Annotated in this window: 20 protein-coding genes; 1 reads left to right on the top strand and 19 read right to left on the bottom strand. The window is 55.0% G+C overall.

The window, feature by feature from the left end; translation table 11 throughout:
- Positions 1-26: 26 nt before the first annotated feature.
- Complete coding sequence (mtnN, locus tag AP057_RS02130; protein ID WP_033014747.1) at positions 27-731, bottom strand: 5'-methylthioadenosine/S-adenosylhomocysteine nucleosidase; 705 nt, start codon at positions 729-731, stop codon at positions 27-29.
- A gap of 14 nt (positions 732-745) precedes the next feature.
- Complete coding sequence (locus AP057_RS02125; protein ID WP_033014748.1) at positions 746-1,393, bottom strand: class I SAM-dependent methyltransferase; 648 nt, start codon at positions 1,391-1,393, stop codon at positions 746-748.
- Positions 1,394-1,595: 202 nt separating this feature from the next.
- Here AP057_RS02125 and AP057_RS02120 point away from each other — a divergent pair, with 202 nt between their 5' ends.
- Positions 1,596-1,805, top strand: a complete 210-nt coding sequence (locus AP057_RS02120) for a YrzA family protein (protein WP_063165193.1) — start codon at positions 1,596-1,598, stop codon at positions 1,803-1,805.
- A gap of 44 nt (positions 1,806-1,849) precedes the next feature.
- Here AP057_RS02120 and AP057_RS02115 read toward each other — a convergent pair whose 3' ends face one another.
- The 17 genes from AP057_RS02115 to AP057_RS02040 all read right to left on the bottom strand — a co-directional run bounded on the left by AP057_RS02115 (position 1,850) and on the right by AP057_RS02040 (position 18,289).
- Positions 1,850-2,479, bottom strand: coding sequence for a YrrS family protein (locus tag AP057_RS02115; protein ID WP_033011947.1), 630 nt, complete (start codon positions 2,477-2,479; stop codon positions 1,850-1,852).
- Between the two features lie 50 nt (positions 2,480-2,529).
- On the bottom strand, positions 2,530-4,302 hold the full coding sequence (locus AP057_RS02110) for a penicillin-binding protein 2 (RefSeq protein ID WP_055357960.1): 1,773 nt from the start codon (positions 4,300-4,302) through the stop codon (positions 2,530-2,532).
- A 114-nt stretch (positions 4,303-4,416) separates the two neighbouring features.
- On the bottom strand, positions 4,417-4,893 hold the full coding sequence (gene greA, locus AP057_RS02105; protein WP_011232025.1) for a transcription elongation factor GreA: 477 nt from the start codon (positions 4,891-4,893) through the stop codon (positions 4,417-4,419).
- A 107-nt stretch (positions 4,894-5,000) separates the two neighbouring features.
- Positions 5,001-5,636: a uridine kinase gene (gene udk / locus AP057_RS02100; protein ID WP_033014751.1), complete on the bottom strand. Its 636-nt coding sequence runs from the start codon at positions 5,634-5,636 to the stop codon at positions 5,001-5,003.
- A 1-nt stretch (position 5,637) separates the two neighbouring features.
- Positions 5,638-6,906 carry a U32 family peptidase gene (locus AP057_RS02095; protein WP_033014753.1) on the bottom strand — a complete coding sequence of 423 codons (1,269 nt, stop codon included), beginning with the start codon at positions 6,904-6,906 and terminating at the stop codon, positions 5,638-5,640.
- 17 nt (positions 6,907-6,923) lie between these two features.
- On the bottom strand, positions 6,924-7,853 hold the full coding sequence (locus tag AP057_RS02090) for a peptidase U32 family protein (protein WP_055357959.1): 930 nt from the start codon (positions 7,851-7,853) through the stop codon (positions 6,924-6,926).
- Positions 7,850-8,503, bottom strand: coding sequence for an O-methyltransferase (locus AP057_RS02085; protein ID WP_033014754.1), 654 nt, complete (start codon positions 8,501-8,503; stop codon positions 7,850-7,852). The genes AP057_RS02090 and AP057_RS02085 overlap by 4 nt, the downstream gene beginning before the upstream one ends.
- A 178-nt stretch (positions 8,504-8,681) precedes the next feature.
- Positions 8,682-9,773, bottom strand: a complete 1,092-nt coding sequence (mltG, locus tag AP057_RS02080; protein ID WP_055357958.1) for an endolytic transglycosylase MltG — start codon at positions 9,771-9,773, stop codon at positions 8,682-8,684.
- Between the two features lie 99 nt (positions 9,774-9,872).
- On the bottom strand, positions 9,873-10,172 hold the full coding sequence (locus tag AP057_RS02075; protein WP_044743322.1) for a DUF1292 domain-containing protein: 300 nt from the start codon (positions 10,170-10,172) through the stop codon (positions 9,873-9,875).
- 15 nt (positions 10,173-10,187) lie between these two features.
- The gene (gene ruvX / locus AP057_RS02070) at positions 10,188-10,604 is read right to left on the bottom strand and encodes a Holliday junction resolvase RuvX (RefSeq protein WP_055357957.1); all 417 of its coding nucleotides are present in this window, start codon (positions 10,602-10,604) and stop codon (positions 10,188-10,190) included.
- Positions 10,605-10,608: 4 nt separating this feature from the next.
- Positions 10,609-10,875 carry an IreB family regulatory phosphoprotein gene (locus AP057_RS02065; RefSeq protein WP_055358087.1) on the bottom strand — a complete coding sequence of 89 codons (267 nt, stop codon included), beginning with the start codon at positions 10,873-10,875 and terminating at the stop codon, positions 10,609-10,611.
- 67 nt (positions 10,876-10,942) lie between these two features.
- Positions 10,943-13,579: an alanine--tRNA ligase gene (gene alaS, locus AP057_RS02060; RefSeq protein ID WP_033014758.1), complete on the bottom strand. Its 2,637-nt coding sequence runs from the start codon at positions 13,577-13,579 to the stop codon at positions 10,943-10,945.
- A gap of 317 nt (positions 13,580-13,896) precedes the next feature.
- Positions 13,897-14,958, bottom strand: coding sequence for an AI-2E family transporter (locus tag AP057_RS02055; protein ID WP_055357956.1), 1,062 nt, complete (start codon positions 14,956-14,958; stop codon positions 13,897-13,899).
- A gap of 118 nt (positions 14,959-15,076) precedes the next feature.
- Complete coding sequence (locus AP057_RS15930; protein WP_013144658.1) at positions 15,077-15,211, bottom strand: YrzQ family protein; 135 nt, start codon at positions 15,209-15,211, stop codon at positions 15,077-15,079.
- An 11-nt stretch (positions 15,212-15,222) separates the two neighbouring features.
- Positions 15,223-15,414 (bottom strand): hypothetical protein, encoded by a 192-nt coding sequence (locus AP057_RS02050; RefSeq protein ID WP_008881018.1) that lies wholly within the window; start codon positions 15,412-15,414, stop codon positions 15,223-15,225.
- A 15-nt stretch (positions 15,415-15,429) separates the two neighbouring features.
- Positions 15,430-15,903 (bottom strand): PRC-barrel domain-containing protein, encoded by a 474-nt coding sequence (locus AP057_RS02045; protein ID WP_033014765.1) that lies wholly within the window; start codon positions 15,901-15,903, stop codon positions 15,430-15,432.
- Between the two features lie 25 nt (positions 15,904-15,928).
- Positions 15,929-18,289 (bottom strand): ATP-dependent RecD-like DNA helicase, encoded by a 2,361-nt coding sequence (locus tag AP057_RS02040; protein WP_055357955.1) that lies wholly within the window; start codon positions 18,287-18,289, stop codon positions 15,929-15,931.
- Positions 18,290-18,294: the final 5 nt, after the last annotated feature.

Raw genomic sequence — 18,294 nt, 5'->3', positions numbered from 1 at the left:
GCGGCGGGACGGCTGCGTTTTGGCGTTTATTTTCGCTTCTGCATGGCGGACAACACAGCCAACACCAGTTGTGCAGAGTGTTTCGCCGCCGTCTCCAAAAACTGTTCAAACGACACATCCGACTCTTGACCGGCAATATCGGACAGCGCCCGAATCACCACAAACGGCGTCCCAAACTGCACGCACACTTGGGCGATGGCGGCTGCCTCCATTTCGACGGCGCACAGCTCCGGAAACTGGCTGCGCACAAATTTGACGCGTTCCGGATCGTTCATAAACGAATCGCCAGTCGCGATCAAACCGACCGCCGCCTGCAAACCGTCAAGCCGCGCTGCTGCCTGCTTCGCCGCCTCAACAAGCGCTCCATCGGCCCGGTAGCGCGCCGGCAAGCCGGGAACTTGCCCGTAGGCGTAGCCAAACGCCGTCACATCAACGTCATGGTGGACGACCTCATCGGAAATGACGAGATCGCCGACGCGCAACGACGGCAAAAATCCGCCGGCCGAGCCGGTGTTGATGACGAAATCAGGGCGGAATCGGTCAAGCAAAAGCGTCGTTCCCATCGCCGCATTCACCTTGCCGATGCCGGACTTGAGCAGCACCACCTCGGCACCGCCAAGGCGGCCGGTGGAAAACTCGCATCCGGCGATCACCGTTTCCTCGCGACCTTCCATGCGTGCGCGCAAAATGGCCACTTCTTCTTCCATTGCTCCAATGATGGCTGCCTTCATCGTTCTCCCTCTTTCTATGTCGGTTGTTTCACCGCCTCCATCACCCAGACGAACGCGTTTTGCTGCGCAAAGGAGACGGAAAAGCCATGGCTGGCAAACAGCGAAGCCAATACGTCAAGCGTCGTGTAATATTCGCGCTCAAGATCGTCAGCCAAATCGTGGAAGCCGCGCTCCCGTGCGGCTTCGACAGCTTGGCGGAACGCCTTTTTGTCGCGAAACGCCGTATCGGCAAACACTATTTTACCACCAGTTTGGAGCAGTTGGCTATATTTGCCGAGCGCCTCGTCTTTTTCCTCATCCGTCAAATGGTGAAACGCGTACGTGCTGGCAATGGTGTCGACTGGCTCAGGAGGAACCGGAAATTGCAAAAAATCGCCGTCCATAATGACCGCCCGGCCGCCGAGCTTTTCCGTTGCTTTTTTTCTCATCGGCGCCGACGGCTCGATGCCGTATACCGTTTTGCCGCGCTCCAGCAGCTTTTTCGTCAAATTGCCGGTGCCGACGCCAAATTCAAGCACAACACGGCCGGCTTTATCAGCGACAGTGTTTAAAATGCGATCATAACCGGCAAACACATCGCGGTATTGCTCATCTCCCCCTTCGACTGATCGATCGTATGACTCCGCCCATTGCTCGAACAAACCAAGAAATTCCCTGCCCATATGGCCTCACTCCATAAAGTTTATAATTCCTATAAACATAGTATTCTTTAGATGATAACCTGCTCCCACTGTACCATAACTTCTTCCGCCGTTCAATGATCGTGCTCGCTGTCATTTGTATTGTTCCCCATCGCCGCTTCTATTGCGCGGGTGGATGGAAGCGGGAAAATTTGCTACACTGTCGATGAAAGGAGGCAAAGACATGGTGAACATTTCCCTTGATTTGATTGAAGACAAAGTGGAGTTTTTTGAAGCTGACGACTTGCGAACGCTTGAAAAAAAAATCAACGAGCAAATCGAGCATAACAAAGCGCTGCTGCTTTCCGTCCATCATGTGTCGCACCAAATGCATGTCATGGAAAACGGGAAGCGGTTTTACAGTGCCGTCGTCCACTTTAAGGCAAAAAAATGACAGGCGCCCCTTCTAAGCGGGCACCTGTTCCCCTTCAAAAATCGCTACGGTTTTTCCCGCAGCTTTTGCACTTTCGTCGGCTTCCATCCTTCATTCGTCACCCATTCAATATACACTCGGTAATGGGCGGTCTGGTCTCTCGTTGAAATCGTCGCCACCGCTTTGTTCGGCCCATTGTTGCCGATGAACCAAACGATCATATCGTCCGGCGCGATGCCGGTCGCATAGCTGACCGCATCGAGCATTTCCTTCCAGTCCACCGAATCTTTTTTAAACACCGTTTCATGCGGCTCTGATTGCGTCGTGCCGACCGGCTGCCATGCCGGGTTGACGATTTCTTTTTCAATATTCGACCCCGGCGGCCCCGGCGTTGCCGTCACGTCTTGTTCGGCTTCCTCTTCAGCCGGTTCGGACTCGTCCCCGGAAGCAGCTTCCTCCGTTTCAGACGGCGCGGTCGGTTCTCCCGTTTCGATTTCGACCCGCTTCGCCCCATCCGCCCCCGCAGCCGGCTTCGCCTCAGCATCCGCCGCTTTATGGCTCGGCTCGCCGCCGAACAATATGTTCCAACCGACAATGAGAATGAGCAACACCACAACGGCGATTGCTCCATTGAGCCAGCGGTTGATTTTCCGCCGCTTGGCGCGGGTGGCAAAACGTGTTCCGGTTTGTTGCATCGGCCTCCCCCTCCTTTATGTGGCCGCAACGAATTCATTATATCGATTCGTCACTCCTGGTCGTTTTTGTTTCGGTCATACGCATAAAGCGCCTCAACCGCCGCGGCAAACACATCATTCGTGGCCGCCTGTCCGCTCGGGCAGTCGAGCTCGACGACGGCGAGGGCGTATTTCGGGCGGTCAGCTGGGAAATAGCCGGCAAACCATTTATTGATTAATTCGCTGCCGCCCTTCGTTTTTCCTGTCTCCGCCGTCCCGGATTTGCCGGCCACTTCGTACGGAAGCGAGCGAAAGCGGCGGCCGGTGCCGTCTTCATTGATGACGACGCCGCGCAGCAGCTGCTGGAGCTGCCTTGCCGTTTGCGGCGCAAGCGGCTCCTTGTCCGTCGCCGGCTCGGGTGAAAACGAAAACAACGTCGTCCCGTTTTTATACAGCACTTTGTCCACGACCCGCACCTTCAAGGCCTCGCCGCCGCGGGCGATCGTCGCCATCATGTTGGCGACGCCAAGCGGGGAGACGCGCACATCTTTTTGCCCAATGGCCGTTTGCGCCACGGCAAGCGGCACCCGCTTATCGCGCTTGTCGTGCCAAATCGTTCCTTTCTGCTCTTCTGGAAATTGACGGAAATGTTCCTCATGGTACACGGCTCCTTCCCAGCCGGCTGTCGGATACAACCCGAGCTTTTCCGCATACGTTTCCAATGCATCCGGGTCATGGCGAACGAGCTGTTTGCCGAGCGCGGCAAACGCGTTGTTGCAGCTGACGGCAAAGCTGTCGGCCAAGTTGAGCATGCCGTAGTCGTGCTCCTCATCCAGCGTCGTGCTGTCAATTTTTTTGCTGCAATCAAACATCGCAGCAGGCGAAGCCAGCCCTTCCTCAAGCGCCGCGGCGGCGACAACCGTTTTAAAGACGGAGCCGGGAATTTGCGGCAGCACCATTTGATTTTCCGCCCCGCGGTTTTTATACGGGTCGCGCGGATTCATATTGGGGCGGCTGACCATGGCGAGCACGCTGCTGTCGTCCACATCGAGCAGGACGAGCCCGCCTTTTTTCAACCCGTACCGGTCCACGATTTGCTCCATTTCTTGCTGGATATCACGATCGAGCGTCGTTTGGACAGTCGCCGGGTAAAACGGATTGCCCGGGTCGCTGTATTTCACATCAAGCCCAAACAGCGGCCTTCCTTCAGCGTCAACGTGGTACAACAGCTTCGTTTCGCCATCTGTGAGCAAAAACTCGTCGAACGCCTTCTCAAGCCCTTGAATGCCAACTTCAGCCTGCGGCGGGAGCGAACGCTTCGGATAGCGCGTGCGCAGAAGCTTCTCATCCTTCCGGGTAAAGCCAAGCAAATGCGGCGCATACACCGTCTCAAGCGGATATTGTTTCTTGACGGCAAAAACCCCGGGGATGCGCAAGTCGTTAATTTGCTTCATTTGGCTCGCGCTTAAGGCGAGCGGCTCGCCGTCTTGCTGCAGGATGAACGGGCCGTTTGCCTCCTCAAGCTGGCGGCGGATGTCTTCCACCGTAACGCCGGCGATGCGGGCGACTTGCTCAATCGGCCATTTCATCGTCGCCAAAAACGGAAACAGCACAAGCGACGGCACGTACCGCTTTGTCAGCGGGCGGCCATTCCGATCGACGAACGAGCCGCGCCCGTCGTCAATTGTCAGCTCCTGCGTACGCTGGGCGACGCTTTCCGCGATTAAATTGCGGCCGGCAAACGATTCCGAATCAATGAGCTGGATTTGCGCTAACCGGCCGATCAGCAACAGCAAGGCAGCCTGGATGAGCGCGATGGTGACGATTGTCCGTTTTTTCCACATAATGAAAACACCTCATCATCAGTTTCGACGAGGTGCTTTCCTTTCAAACGTGCCGTCGGCGGCGATTTGCTGCAACCTTCATTCGGAGCGGCCCGGACGCGGCGGTCCGCCTGTTTATTTGACCGCCACGATTTTGACCAGCATTTCTCCGCCCGGCGTTTGCACCGTCACCTCATCGCCGACGCGGCGGCCGAGAAGCGATTTGGCAATCGGCGAGTCGTTGGAAATTTTCCCTTCGAACGGGTCGGCCTCGGCGCTGCCGACGATCGTGTACGTCTCTTCTTCGCCGTCCGGAAGCTCGATGAACGTCACCGACTTGCCAAGCGAGACGACATCCGGGTTTTCTTTGTCTTCTTCAATGATGACGGCGTTGCGGATCATATTTTCAAGCATTTGAATGCGCGATTCCACAAACGCTTGCTCGTCTTTCGCGGCGTCATATTCCGAGTTTTCCGACAGATCCCCGAACCCGCGAGCGATTTTGATTCGTTCAACGACTTCTTTCCGCTTGACCGTTTTTAAGTACTCAAGCTCTTGTTCCAGTTTCTCTTTTCCCTCTTTCGTCATTGGATACTGCTTTTCATTCGCCATTTGTCTCACTCCTCTATGTTTTGCATTATGTAAAACGTACGAACAGAAAAACAACTGTTCGTACGCTTACTTGGTATATAATATATTGTTTTGTCTCTGTTATGTTATTATAAAAACGCTTTTTGTTCAAGAACTGTGCGAATTTTTGCCACCATTAAATCGATGGCGACTGCGTTTTGCCCGCCTTCTGGAATGATCACGTCCGCGTAGCGTTTCGTCGGTTCGACAAACTGGTTGTGCATCGGCCGCACGACGGACAAATACTGCTCAATGACCGAATCAAACGTGCGGCCGCGCTCTTTCATATCGCGGATGAGGCGGCGGATGATGCGAATGTCCGGGTCGGTGTCGACGTACACTTTGATGTCCATCAAATTGCGGAGCCGCTCATCCTCCAAAACGAGAATGCCTTCCAAAATAATGACATCCTTCGGCTCGACGCGGACGACTTCGTTCGAACGGGTATGCAGCTTATAGTCATACACCGGCTTGTCGATCGGCTCGTAGCGAAGCAGCCGATGAACGTGCTCGATCAACAAGTCGTTGTCAAACGCCAACGGATGGTCGTAGTTCGTCTTCAGCCGCTCTTCAAACGGGAGATGGCTTTGGTCCTTGTAATAAAAATCTTGCTCGAGCACAAGAATCGAGTGATCGCCGAAATGGTCATAAATTGCGCGGGCAACGCTCGTCTTTCCCGAGCCGGAGCCGCCGGCGACGCCGATGACAACGGGCTTGTCCGCCATCTCAATTCTCCTTTCTCATCATGTTGTACGGGAAGAGAGGGCGTTTAACTCGCACTTTGACGATTTGCAGCGGGTGGCGGGCCGCATCGAGCTTGTTGCCATCTTCATCCCAAATAGTATCGATCACTTGGGTAAAGTTTTCGATTTCCGGGCCGAAAAATTCGACCTCATCACCCGGTTTAAAATGGTTGCGCTGCTGGATGGTGGCGATGCCGGTCTCCGGATCGTAGCCAAGCACAAGGCCGGCAAACTCATGTGTCGTCTTCCGGCTGTGCGTACCGTACATATGGTTCGTATAATCCGGAAACCCGTCAAAAAAAGACGGCGCTGTTTCGCGGTTGGCGCACTTGTCAAGCTCCCGCACCCACTCTTCGCGGATCGTGAAATGATCCGGGTCGGCACAGTAGGCGTCAATCACTTTCCGGTAGACGCTCACAACCGTCGCCACATAATGGATCGACTTCATCCGCCCTTCAATTTTCAAGCTGTCAACGCCAAGCTCAATCATCGCCGGAATGGCGCGGATGAGGTTTAAATCTTTCGCGCTCATGGCAAACGGAGCATCGCCCTCAGCAAACAGCGGGATTTCCCGTCCGTCAGCCAGCTGGTACAAGTCATAGTCCCAGCGGCACGACTGGCAGCACCCGCCGCGGTTCGAGTCGCGCGCCGTCATATGGTTGCTCAACACGCAGCGGCCCGAGTAGGCGGAACACATCGCTCCGTGGATGAACGCCTCGATTTCGATATCGACTTTTTCTTTGATTTGCCGAATTTCCTCGGCGCTTACCTCGCGGGCGAGCACGACCCGCTCGAGCCCTTCCTCTTTCCAAAACTGGACCGCTTTCCAGTTCGAAAGCGATTGCTGGGTGCTTAAATGCACTTCAAGCTTCGGCGCCACCCGGCGCGCCGTCTCAATAATGAGCGGGTCGGCGACGATAATGCCATGGACGCCGGCATCTTCGAGCGCCCGCAAATAGTCGTCAAGGCCGGGAATGTTTTCATTATGCGCATAAATGTTGGCCGTGACGTATACTTTTGCTCCGTATCGGTTGGCAAATTCAACTCCTTCGCGAATTTCGTCAATCGTGAAGTTGTCGGCGTTGGCGCGCAGGCTGTACTCTTGGCCGCCGATAAAGACGGCATCCGCCCCGTAATGGACGGCAATTTTCAGCTTTTCCAGGTTGCCGGCCGGCGCAAGCAATTCCGGTTTTTTCACAATGACGCGCTTGCCGTCAACGATTTCGGAAATGCGGTCGTTTTTCAGCAGCATTCGTTCTCCCTCCTTTGTCAATAAATCGTCTCTTTGAAGAAAAATCCGGTGTCCAATCGGCGGTGCGGCGGTTGGAGCGCCTCAACAGCGGCAAGCAGCTCCTCTTTTTTCCGCTCATACTGCTCGCGGTCTTTGGCGCACATATCAATGGCGCGGCGGTACAGCTTTGTCACTTCCGTAATGTAGCGAGGCTCATGCAAAATGCCATCGATTTTGAAGCTGTCAATGCCGGCTTCGATCATGTCGCCAAGCTCGTCGATGATGCAAACATCGTTTGGGCTCATAATATGCGTGCCGTTTTCATCTTCAAAAATCGGATATTTGTTGTCGCGCTCCTTGTCGTATAAAAACATCCCTTTTTCATATTTTTTTCGTTCAATTTCCATCACTTTTCCTTGATACTCGAAGTAGTTGCCGATGAGCGAACGCTTCGATTGGTACATGCACGTCGCCCCATGCACTTGCACTTCGATTTCCACTTCGGCATGGGCTTTGATTTCCAAAATGGCGTCCATGTTCAACTCGCGGGCCAAGACAGCGCGCTTCGCTCCTTTTCGCCCCCAATAGTTGCACGTATACCAGTTCGTCGCCGTCGTTTCCGTGCTCCAGTGGAGCTTCATATGAGGGGCGGCCTCGCGAACCGTCAACAGCACGGCCGGGTCGCCAAACACGATGGCGTCAGCGCCGGCGGCGGCGACAAAAGCGATATAATCGCCCAGTTCATCGACTTTGTCATTATGAAAAATGGCGTTCATCGCCACATACACGTTCATGCCGTGCCGGTGAGCCGCTTCGATGGCCGCAGCAACGTCGGCGCGGGAAAATTCGCCGGCAAGCCGCAAGCCATAGCGCTGTTCGCCGATCATTACAGCGTCCGCTCCCGCTTCAGCCAATTCCTCAATATGGGAAACGCTCGTCGGCGTGACGAGCAATTCCGGTTTTTTCATTCTCGTTCACCTCGTTTTTTCGATATAGCCAGCCCGTCTCCAACGGGAATGATGACCGTGTCGTAATCGCTCCGGGCCATCAGCCATTCATTGTAGCGCCGGATTTTTTGCGCGATGTTCCACAGCCGCTTATTGCCCGCAGGCTCTTCAGCCGCGACAAGCCCTTTAAACAGCACGTTGTCGCTAATGACAAGGCCGCCCTCGGCCAGAAGCGGCTCATACAGCGTAAAAAAGCGCTCATATTGCCCTTTGGCCGCGTCGATAAACAGCACATCAAACGGCGCCGCCGCTGCCGCATCCGCCACAGCGTCAAGCGCATCGCCCAAAATCACCTCAATCCGTCCGGCTATGTTCATTTTCTCGATATAAAAACGGGCGCGCTCGTACCGCTCCCGGTCTTTTTCAATCGTCACAATGCGCACATCCGGCAGCGCCTTCGCCATCCGGATCGCCGAATAGCCGATCGCGGTGCCGATTTCCAAAATGCGGCGCGGCGCAGCCAAGTTCAACACAAACAGCAGCACTTCCATGCTCACCGGATCGATGATCGGCACGCGCTGTTCGCGGGCGTACCGCTCCATTTCCGCGATTTCTGCATCCGGCGCCGGGCGCAACTGCCGCAAATAACGGACGATATGTTCTGAAAGCAAGAGGACTCCTCCTCCGTCGATCATGTCATCAGCATGAAAAATAAGAGCCGCCAACCGACTCTTATCGTTGGCCGCCGCCCGATTCAGGCGGGGGCGCTGTTCAACTTTATTATAGTATCATAAACGGGCAAAAAAGCGAAGCCGTTTTGCCCATTGAGCAAGCAACTTCCAGTTTGCGCTATTGTTTCCCAATGTATTTCGCTTTTTCGCGGTTATGCTCGGCGAGCGTTTTCGTGAAAATGACGTCGCCCGCCGGAGTGGCCAGAAAGTATAAATAGTCGGTCGCAGCCGGCTGAAGCGCCGCTTCGATCGACATCTCGCCGGCGTTGGCGATCGGACCGGGCGGCAGCCCTTGATGAATGTAGGTATTATACGGCGAATCAACTTGCAAGTCTTTATACAGCACCCGATCTTTATGTTTGCCGAGCGCGTACAGGACGGTCGGATCGGTTTGCAGCGGCATGCCGATGCGCAGCCGGTTGTAAAAGACGCTGGCGATTTTTTCGCGGTCGGCTTTCTCGGTCGCCTCTTCTTCGATTAACGACGACATGGTCAACAATCGATGCGGCGACAATTGTTTTTCTTTCATCGTCTCTTTGTATTGACCAAGCACCTCCGCCGTTTTCGCGACCATCGCCTCAATGATCTCCGGAAGCGGCGGCTTTTGGTCGGCAAACACGTAAGTGGCCGGAAACAGGTAGCCTTCAAGCGGATAACGAATGCCGCGCTGAAAAATGTCCGCTGTCAACAACTCAGGGTACGTGCGGCGAAGCTGTTCAATATACGCGCGATCGTTCAACAGCTTCATCACGTCTTCCTGCTTGTACCCGGTTTTGGCGGCGATGATGGCAGCGATTTGCACAAGTTGCGATCCTTCTGGAATGGTGAGCTTCAATCCGATTTTTAGCGACCGGCCGGTTTGCAATAGCTCGATGATGCGCGCCATCGGCATCGCCCGCGTCAGCTCATACTCCCCCGCTTGAAAGCCTGACTCGTTTTTCCAGCGAACATAGAAGCGAAAGACGGCCGCGCTTTTAATGAGCCGCTTTCGTTCAAGCTGTTCGGCAATATCCGCCGCCGATGAGCCGACCGGAATCGACACATGGACAGGAGTGCGATCGTTCGGAGCAACCGGCTGGAACGCCGAACGGATGTAGAAAAAACTGCCGGCGCCGGCGATGACGATTGCAGCCAGCAGGACGGCGCAGACGATCAAGACGGTTTTCCGTCCAAGCCGCGCCTTGGGCGCCTTGAAACCATTCCGGTTCATTTCCAGCCTCCTTTCATCGGCCATATTATACTACAACTTTCGGCATTTTTCGCCTTTGGACGCTAAAAAACGGCCGCCCGCAGGCAGCCGTTTTGTCCGTTACGCCTCGTCTTCTCCTTCTTGCTCGGCGCAAAACGTATTCCACACTTCTTCAATCATATCCCATTCTTCTTCCGTTTCGATCGGGAGCAGCTCGCCCTCTTCGTTTTCATTGCCTGGGACAAAGGCTGAGACGTGCACCTCTGTCTCGCCGTCCTCATCTTCGGCTTCGGCGCCGACCGGATAGTAAAACACGTACGATTTGCCAAAATCGTCCGATTCAAACGTAAACAAAATTTCGCACAGCTGCTCGTTGCCATGTTCGTCGACAACGGTAATATGACGGTCTCCGTGTTCCATGTTTTCTCCTCCAATTTATCGTTTACTGTCCAAATATGACTGCAAAATGACGGCCGCCGCCATTTTGTCGATCACTTTCCGCCGCTTTTTCCGGCTGACGTCGGCAGCGATCAACATCCGTTCGGCGGCCATCGTCGACAGCCGTTCATCCCAAAGCACAACGGGCAAAGAAAACTCCTCGCGCAGTTTGGCGGCGAACCGCTCGCTTGCCTCAGCGCGCGGTCCGAGCGTGCCGTTCATGTTTTTCGGCCATCCGACGACGATCGCATCGACGCCGTACTCATCGATAAGGGCGCGCAGCCGCTTTAAGCCGTAGTCGCCGCGCTCCGTATCAATGGCGATCGTCTCCAATCCTTGCGCTGTAAGGCCGAGTTCGTCGCTAACGGCAACGCCGAGCGTTTTCGTTCCCAAATCTAATCCTAGCGTCCGCATCAGGTTAATCCTTTCGTTGCCCCTGTAAATAGAATTTCACCAATTCCTCGATTAATTCGTCGCGTTCAATTTTGCGGATGAGCGCGCGCGCATCTTTATGGCGCGGGATGTAAGCCGGGTCGCCGGACAGCAGGTAGCCGACAATTTGGTTGATCGGGTTGTAGCCTTTTTCTTTCAAGGCGTCATACACCGTCAACAACACTTCGCGGACATTCGTTTCCGCCGGCTCTTCGGAAAAATGAAACTGCATCGTTTGGTCAAACGAACTCACCGTTTCCACCTCGCTCCTTATTCAGGCACCCCGTCCTTTTACATCCATTGTACACGATCCGCGCCAATTAGGAAACGGATTTCACCCATGTTTCGACATAACCGAGCGCTTCGCCGACCTTGCTTGGGTCCTTGCCGCCAGCTTGCGCCAAATCCGGGCGCCCGCCGCCGCCCCCACCGCAACGCGACGCTACTTCTTTCACCAGCTTGCCGGCATGGAATCCTTTTTTCACCAAATCGTCCGTTACTGCGGCAATCAGTTGCACTTTTCCGCCCTGGGCGGACGCCAACACGATGACCGCCGTGCCGAGCTTTTGTTTCAAATCATCAGCCATGGCCCGCAGTTGATTCATGTCATTGGCCTGCACTTTTGCCGCCAACACCGGCACGCCGTTTACATCTTTCACTTGACGGGTGAGGTGCTCAGCTTCCATATGGGCGAGGCGGGCAGCAAGCGATTCATTTTCGCGCTCGAGCTCTTTCAGCTCGGCAAACAGTCCGTCAAGACGCGCATTCAATTCTTTCGGGCTTGTTTTCAGCTTTTGCGCCGCCTCTTGCAAAATAGCCAGCTGTTCACTCATAAAGCGGTATGCCGCTTCTCCGGTCACCGCTTCAATCCGACGCGTGCCGGCGCCGATGCCCGATTCGGAGACGATTTTAAACAGGCCGATGGCTGATGTGTTGGGCACATGGCAGCCTCCGCACAGCTCGAGGCTGTAGTCGCCGACTTTGACGACGCGGACGATGTCGCCGTATTTTTCGCCAAACAGCGCCATCGCGCCCATCGCTTTCGCTTCCTCGAGCGGTTTATAAAAAATGTCAACCGGGAGGCTTTTCCAAATTTGTTCGTTGACGATGGCTTCGATGCGCTCGAGCTCCTCTGGCTTCACTTGCCCAAAATGGGTGAAGTCAAAACGAAGCCGGTCCGGGGTGACAAGCGACCCCGCTTGGTTGACATGGCGGCCGAGCACGTCTTTTAGCGCTTGATGGAGCAAATGGGTTGCCGTATGGTTTTTGATAATGCGGGCCCGTTTCGCTTCATCAACGCGCGCCGTATACACCGCACCTTTTTTCACCGTACCACTCTCGACGATGATCGCATGAAGATGTTGGCCGTTCGGCGCTTTTTGCACATCTTTGACGACCGCTGTTCCTGTTTCGCTTTCAAACACGCCTTGGTCAGCGATTTGTCCGCCGCTTTCGGCGTAAAATGGCGTCACATCGACGATGATTTGCGCCTCTTCGCCGGCGCGGACTTCCTCGACAAGCTGTCCGTCTTTGACGATGGCGAGAACGGTGGAAGAAGCGACGAGCTCATCGTAACCGACGAAGCGGCTTTCGTCTTTAATGTCGCCAAGGACGCCGCCTTGCACCTGCATCGAATCCACGTCTTGGCGGGCGGCGCGTGCCCGTTCGCGCTGCCGTTCCATTTCTCGTTCAAACCCGTCATGGTCGACTTTCATTCCCGCTTCTGCCGCGTATTCCTCCGTCAGCTCGATCGGGAAGCCGTACGTATCGTACAGACGGAACACGTCCTCGCCGGGGATGACGTCGCTTCCTTCGGATTTGGCCTTCTCGATCACGTTGCTTAAAATGGCGAGCCCTTCGTGAAGCGTCTCATGGAACCGCTCCTCCTCACTGCGGATGACGCGGGCGATAAAATCGGCTTTTTCTTTCACTTCCGGATAATAGTCATGCATAATTTCGCCGACAACCGGGACGAGCTCGTACATAAACGGACGCTCAATGCCGATGTGTTTCGCGTAGCGCACGGCGCGGCGGAGCAGGCGGCGCAGCACATAGCCGCGGCCCTCGTTGGACGGCAGCGCCCCATCGCCGATCGCAAACGTCACCGCGCGAATATGGTCGGCGATCACTTTAAACGCGACGTCTTTCTCCGGATCTTCGCCATACCGTTCGCCGGAAATTTGCTCGGTGGCGCGGATGATCGGCATAAACAAGTCGGTTTCAAAGTTTGTCGGCACATCTTGCAAAATCGAGCACATCCGCTCCAAGCCCATGCCGGTGTCGATGTTTTTCTTCGGCAGCGGCGTGTACGTGCCGTCCGGGTTATGGTTGAACTGCGAAAAGACAAGGTTCCATACTTCCAAGTAGCGCTCGTTTTCCCCGCCTGGGTACAGCTCCGGGTCGTTCGGGTCGTTGCCGAACGCTTCACCGCGGTCATAAAAAATTTCCGTATTCGGGCCGCTCGGGCCTTCGCCGATGTCCCAGAAGTTGCCTTCAAGGCGAATGATCCGCTCTTTTGGCAAGCCGATTTCGTTGCGCCAAATGTTGTACGCTTCCTCGTCTTCCGGATGGATCGTGACGGACAACCGTTCCGGATCAAAACCGAGCCATTTGTCGCTCGTTAAAAACTCCCATGCCCAATGGATCGCTTCACGCTTGAAATAATCGCCGATCGAAAAGTTGCCGAGCATTTCAAAAAACGTATGGTGGCGCGCCGTTTTCCCGACATTTTCGATATCGTTCGTGCGAATCGATTTTTGCGCATTGCAAATGCGCGGATTTTCGGGAATGATGCGGCCGTCAAAATACTTTTTCAACGTCGCGACGCCGCTGTTGATCCACAGCAGCGACGGGTCGTCAACCGGAATGAGCGATGCGCTCGGCTCCACCATATGGCCTTTTTCCTGGAAAAACTCTAAAAACATGCGCCGCACTTCGGCAGATGTCAGTTTCTTCATGATGATCCTCCCCTTTGTTTTTTCTATAAAAAAACTCCCATCCCTTGGCAGGGACGAGAGTTGCGCTCGCGGTACCACCCTGTTTATGGGCAGAAAATGCCCATCACCTCTTCGGCCGTAACGCAGCCTTGCGTCAGGTTTTGCCTGCGCTCCGGATTAGCCTTCTGTTGCCCTTCATCTGGAATTTCTTTCAGCCGCGGAAATTCCTCTCTGTGCGCCGGTTGCGCGTTAAGATGGACTGCAACATACTCGATCCGTCATCGCGTTATGTATTCGCTTTGTTCATTGAAAGATTATAGACAAGCAGCAAGCGTTTGTCAATGCGAGGCGTAATGTTCTTTCCAGTGCGATACGGCCACTTTCAGCACTGCTGCAGTCGGGACGGCGAGGATGAGGCCGAGCACGCCGGCCAGCTCGCCGCCGGCAAACAGCGCGAACATAATGACAAGCGGATGCATATGCACGCTTTTGCCGACAATGAACGGTGATAAAACGTTCCCTTCAAGAAACTGCAAGGCAAAAATGATGATCAGCACGATGATCACCATTTTGAGCGAGATGGTCGCCGCCAAAATCACAGCCGGAATCGCGCCGAGCAACGGGCCGAAGTACGGAATGATGTTCGTCAGCCCGATGATAAATCCTAGCAAAAGCGGATAGTCCATGCCGGCGAGCCAAAGGCCGAGCGATGCCGCAAGACCGATCGCTGCACAGACGAACAGCTGGCCGCGAATGTAGCCGCCGAGCGATTCATCGACATCCTTCAAAAACGTCATCCCCGGCCCACGCCACCGCTTCGGTGTCATGTACCAAATCGCTTTTTTCAACACATCGATGTCTTTTAACATATAGAAGACGATAAACGGAATGATCAACAGCGTCGCCGCCGAACCGATGAACGATTTGGCGGCGTTGATCGCCATCGCGACGGCGGCCGCCGCTGCCTGCTCGATCTCGCCAAACATCGCCTCGATGCGTGTGTGCACCTCAAGCGGCCAATTCGACGTCTCGTCGTGGATGTGGCGCACCCATTGTCGGTATGTATTCATCAAAGACGGCAGCTGTTCATCCAGTTCACGCAACTGGGCGATGAATAGCGGCACGCCGCGGTACAAGCCGTAACCGACCAAACCGAAAAACAACAAATAAATCAACAAAATGGCAAGGGCGCGCGGCATTCCTTTGCGATGGATGGATTCCACAAGCGGGTAGAGCAAATACGTAATAAACGACGCCAGCAAAAACGGCGTCAACACCGTTGCGATAAAATCAATGACCGGCCGCCAAACGTCTTTCATCCGAACGATCAAATAGATGATTGCCGTCATGAGCAGCCATTTTCCGATGCGAAAGAACGACAGCCATTGTTGCTCGCCCATCGCCACACCTCCTACCGTTTAGTGTAGGAGATGCGGCGGGAAATATGCCTTCACCGCTTTTAGCACTATTTGACAGCCACAAGGCGACGCCCCCGCGCAAAGGCGAGGGCGAGCGCCGTCAGCGGATCGCTTGCATCAAGCGGCGGCGCATCCTCCGCATCGTGCGACCGTTCATCCAATCGTTTCGTTGGGCGAGCTGATAAGCGGCGACGCCTAATCCGACTGCTAACAGCGACGTCATCATCCGGTTCATGCGTGTCCCCCCTAAAATTGGATCGTGCGTTCGTGGTCGTCAAACAAGTCGTCAAGAGAACTCAACGTTCCGTCTTCTTCCACTTGATGGGCGTGGATCATCCCTTTCGAGACGGACAGCTCAATGAAGCAATCCCAGCAATAATACTGGTTGACACCAATTTTCCCCAGATTTTTTCGCTTGCAATTGGGGCAAATGAGCATCGACAGCCACTCTCCTTACATCATAGTTTCCACGGTGATCACGCCTTCCCTGGCGGTGAACGGAACTGCCTTCATCCGTTTCTTTCCTTCGGTCAAATCGGAAAAAAATCCCTCGCTGATCTCGTATCCGTCAATTTTGCCCAATTGCCCGTCAAAATATACGTCATCCAACAGTCCGATCGTTGTTCCGTCCGCGGCGACAACCATGCTGCCGGCGAGGCCGCGTTCGCCGTAAAGAGAGTGGCCGCTGTCAGAAGAAGGAAACAACTGGAAGCTATCGGCATCACAGATGATGACTCGGTCGTTTTCGAACGACTGCACGGCGGAAAGCGGCAAGTAGCGGCGGCGGCCAAACAAACCGCCCCGTTCCGCTACCAACCCTTTGACCGTGCCGTGGCTGGTAAACCAAATGTCCGCGATCGTCCCGACCGCTTTCCCTGTCGTTTGCTCATAAATGGGAAGCCCTTTGACGTCGGAAAACGTCCGCATCGTTCTCCCACCTTTCCAGCCACCTTTAGCTTGGCTCATCGCCCATAAAGTCATACGGCGTAACGTTTTCCATCCCCATGTTCGCCTCTTCAAACGGCAGTTCGACCTCGACAAACGGCGCCGCCGCCCCCGCCAGCTTCTCAGCGAGCGCCGTCTGGCGCGCTCCGTCGCTTTGTTTTGCGACGCCGAATCGAAACGCTTCCTCTTCCCCGCATAAAACGAGAAACTGCTTGCTTCTTGTCACCGCAGTATACAACAAATTCCGTTTCAACATCCGGTAATAGCTTTTGACGACGGGCAAAATGACGATTGGAAACTCGCTTCCTTGCGCCTTATGAACCGAACAGCAGTACGCATGGGTGATTTGTCCTAAATCTTGCCGTGTGTACGTCACTTCAATGCCATCAAACGAGACGACGAGCAAGTCTTGCTTTTCGATATTTTCTTTGGCGTAAAAAATGGCAACGATTTCGCCGATGTCGCCGTTAAACACATTGTCTTCCGGTTGATTGACGAGCTGCAGCACCTTATCGCCGACGCGGTAGACGATCTCACCGACCGACAGCTCCCGCTTCCCCTCAGCCGGCGGGTTGAACAGCTCTTGAAGCGCTTTGTTCAATTGGTCAATGCCCGCTGGACCACGGTACATCGGGGCGAGCACTTGAATATCTTTGACGGAAAACCCTTTTTTGCGCGCGTTGTCCGCGATTTGCCGCACGACATCGACGACCTGGCCCGCACGGCAGCGGATGAATGAACGGTCTGCCTTCGGAGCGGTCAAATCGTCCGGCACGACGCCGCGCTTCATCTCATGAGCGAGCTCGATGATCGATGATCCTTCCGCCTGGCGATACACCTCGGTCAACCGAGCGAACGGAATGACGCCTGAAGAGAGCAAGTCTTTCAGCACTTGCCCTGGCCCGACGGATGGCAATTGATCCTCATCGCCGACAAAAATGACTTGCATGCCGTTTGGCACGGCTTTTAACAGCTGGTTGGCGAGCCACGTGTCGACCATCGACATCTCATCGATGACAAGCAGCTTGCCGGAAATCGGTTCGTTCTCGTCGCGGCTGAACCCTTCCGCCCCATTCCAGCCAAGCAAGCGGTGGATCGTCGCCGCCGGCAGCCCGGTCGCCTCGCTCATCCGCTTCGCCGCTCGGCCGGTCGGTGCGGCCAGCAGCACCGGAAACGGCTCGCCTTGTTTGTAGTCATCCGGGTCAAGAGACAGGCCGTTTAGGGCGGCAAACAGCTCGACGATGCCTTTGATGACCGTCGTTTTCCCCGTTCCCGGACCGCCGGTCAAAATAAACAGCGTCGAAGAAAGCGCTTGTTGGATCGCTTCCCTTTGCTGGGGGGCATATTGCATGCCAAGCCGTTCCTCAAGCGCCCCAAGCGCCAGCAAAAACTCCGACTCGGCAAACGCCGACGGCGGCGTCTGCCCGAGCAGCCGCTTAATGTTGGAGACGATCCCTTTCTCGGCGAAGTAAAGGGAAGGGAGATAATAACGCCCTTGCTCGGCGATCAGCTTCCCTTCTTCGCTTAACATCAGAAGCGTTTGGCTGATCGCTCGTCCATCCACCGCACCGCTCAGCCTTCCGTCAAGCAGCTCCCCGATGCGCTCCATCAGCTCTTCCTCGCGCAAATAAACGTGCCCTTCCTGCAAGCACGCCTGTTCAAGAACAAACAACGAGGCGGCGCGCAGCCGGGCCGGATGGCTGCCGGAAATGCCGAGCTGGCGCCCGATTTCATCAGCGCGGCCAAAGCCGATCCCTTCGATATCCTCAACGAGCTGGTACGGGTTCTCGTGGATGATGTCAACCGCTTCTTCGCCATACGCTTGGTAAATTTTCATGGCCAGCTGCGGGCCAAAACCGAGCTGGGCGAGGGCGATCATCGTTTGCTCAAGCCCTTCGTGGGCGCGAAGCGCATCGTACAGCTGCTTCGCCTTTTTTTTCGTGAGCTTCGGCACACGCTCTAGCGCCCTGGGGTCGCGCAAAATCGCGGCGATCGCGTTTTCGCCGAGCGTCTCGACAATCGCCGCAGCCGTTTTTTTGCCGATTCCTTTAAACAAACCGCTCGATAAATAATGAATGACTCCTTCTTTCGTGTTCGGAAGCTGTTTGCGGAACTGACTAGCCGCATATTGGCGGCCAAAACGCGGATGTTGGCGGAATTGTCCGTAAAAGATGTAGACGTCCCCTTCGTTTAAACGCGGAAAATAGCCGGTGACGACGACTTCCTCCTCAACGGGCGCTTCGTTCGTTTCCTCAACGCGCACGCGGACGACCGTGTACAATGTTTCCTCATTATGAAAAATGACCGCCAAGCACACTCCTTTAATGAACGTGCGTCCGTCAAGGGCGAGGATTTGTTGCTCTTGCAACAGCC

Source organism: Geobacillus sp. Sah69, from assembly GCF_001414205.1.
GTDB lineage: Bacteria > Bacillota > Bacilli > Bacillales > Anoxybacillaceae > Geobacillus > Geobacillus stearothermophilus.
Note: the sequence above shows the minus strand (reverse complement) of the source record. Positions and strands in the feature narration are given on the sequence as shown.

Bases quoted from the DNA above. Each gene is read 5' to 3' on its own strand.
- AP057_RS15930 (WP_013144658.1), bottom strand. From the start codon at position 15,211: ATGAACCGGATGATGACGTCGCTGTTAGCAGTCGGATTAGGCGTCGCC.
- mltG (WP_055357958.1), bottom strand. From the start codon at position 9,773: ATGAACCGGAATGGTTTCAAGGCGCCCAAGGCGCGGCTTGGACGGAAA.
- AP057_RS02125 (WP_033014748.1), bottom strand. From the start codon at position 1,393: ATGGGCAGGGAATTTCTTGGTTTGTTCGAGCAATGGGCGGAGTCATAC.
- AP057_RS02075 (WP_044743322.1), bottom strand. From the start codon at position 10,172: ATGGAACACGGAGACCGTCATATTACCGTTGTCGACGAACATGGCAAC.
- AP057_RS02110 (WP_055357960.1), bottom strand. From the start codon at position 4,302: ATGTGGAAAAAACGGACAATCGTCACCATCGCGCTCATCCAGGCTGCC.
- udk (WP_033014751.1), bottom strand. From the start codon at position 5,636: ATGGCGGACAAGCCCGTTGTCATCGGCGTCGCCGGCGGCTCCGGCTCG.
- AP057_RS02120 (WP_063165193.1), top strand. From the start codon at position 1,596: ATGGTGAACATTTCCCTTGATTTGATTGAAGACAAAGTGGAGTTTTTT.
- greA (WP_011232025.1), bottom strand. From the start codon at position 4,893: ATGGCGAATGAAAAGCAGTATCCAATGACGAAAGAGGGAAAAGAGAAA.
- alaS (WP_033014758.1), bottom strand. From the start codon at position 13,579: ATGAAGAAACTGACATCTGCCGAAGTGCGGCGCATGTTTTTAGAGTTT.
- mtnN (WP_033014747.1), bottom strand. From the start codon at position 731: ATGAAGGCAGCCATCATTGGAGCAATGGAAGAAGAAGTGGCCATTTTG.
- AP057_RS02115 (WP_033011947.1), bottom strand. From the start codon at position 2,479: ATGCAACAAACCGGAACACGTTTTGCCACCCGCGCCAAGCGGCGGAAA.
- AP057_RS02050 (WP_008881018.1), bottom strand. From the start codon at position 15,414: ATGCTCATTTGCCCCAATTGCAAGCGAAAAAATCTGGGGAAAATTGGT.
- AP057_RS02045 (WP_033014765.1), bottom strand. From the start codon at position 15,903: ATGCGGACGTTTTCCGACGTCAAAGGGCTTCCCATTTATGAGCAAACG.
- ruvX (WP_055357957.1), bottom strand. From the start codon at position 10,604: ATGCGGACGCTAGGATTAGATTTGGGAACGAAAACGCTCGGCGTTGCC.
- AP057_RS02090 (WP_055357959.1), bottom strand. From the start codon at position 7,853: ATGAAAAAACCGGAATTGCTCGTCACGCCGACGAGCGTTTCCCATATT.
- AP057_RS02095 (WP_033014753.1), bottom strand. From the start codon at position 6,906: ATGCTGCTGAAAAACGACCGCATTTCCGAAATCGTTGACGGCAAGCGC.
- AP057_RS02055 (WP_055357956.1), bottom strand. From the start codon at position 14,958: ATGGGCGAGCAACAATGGCTGTCGTTCTTTCGCATCGGAAAATGGCTG.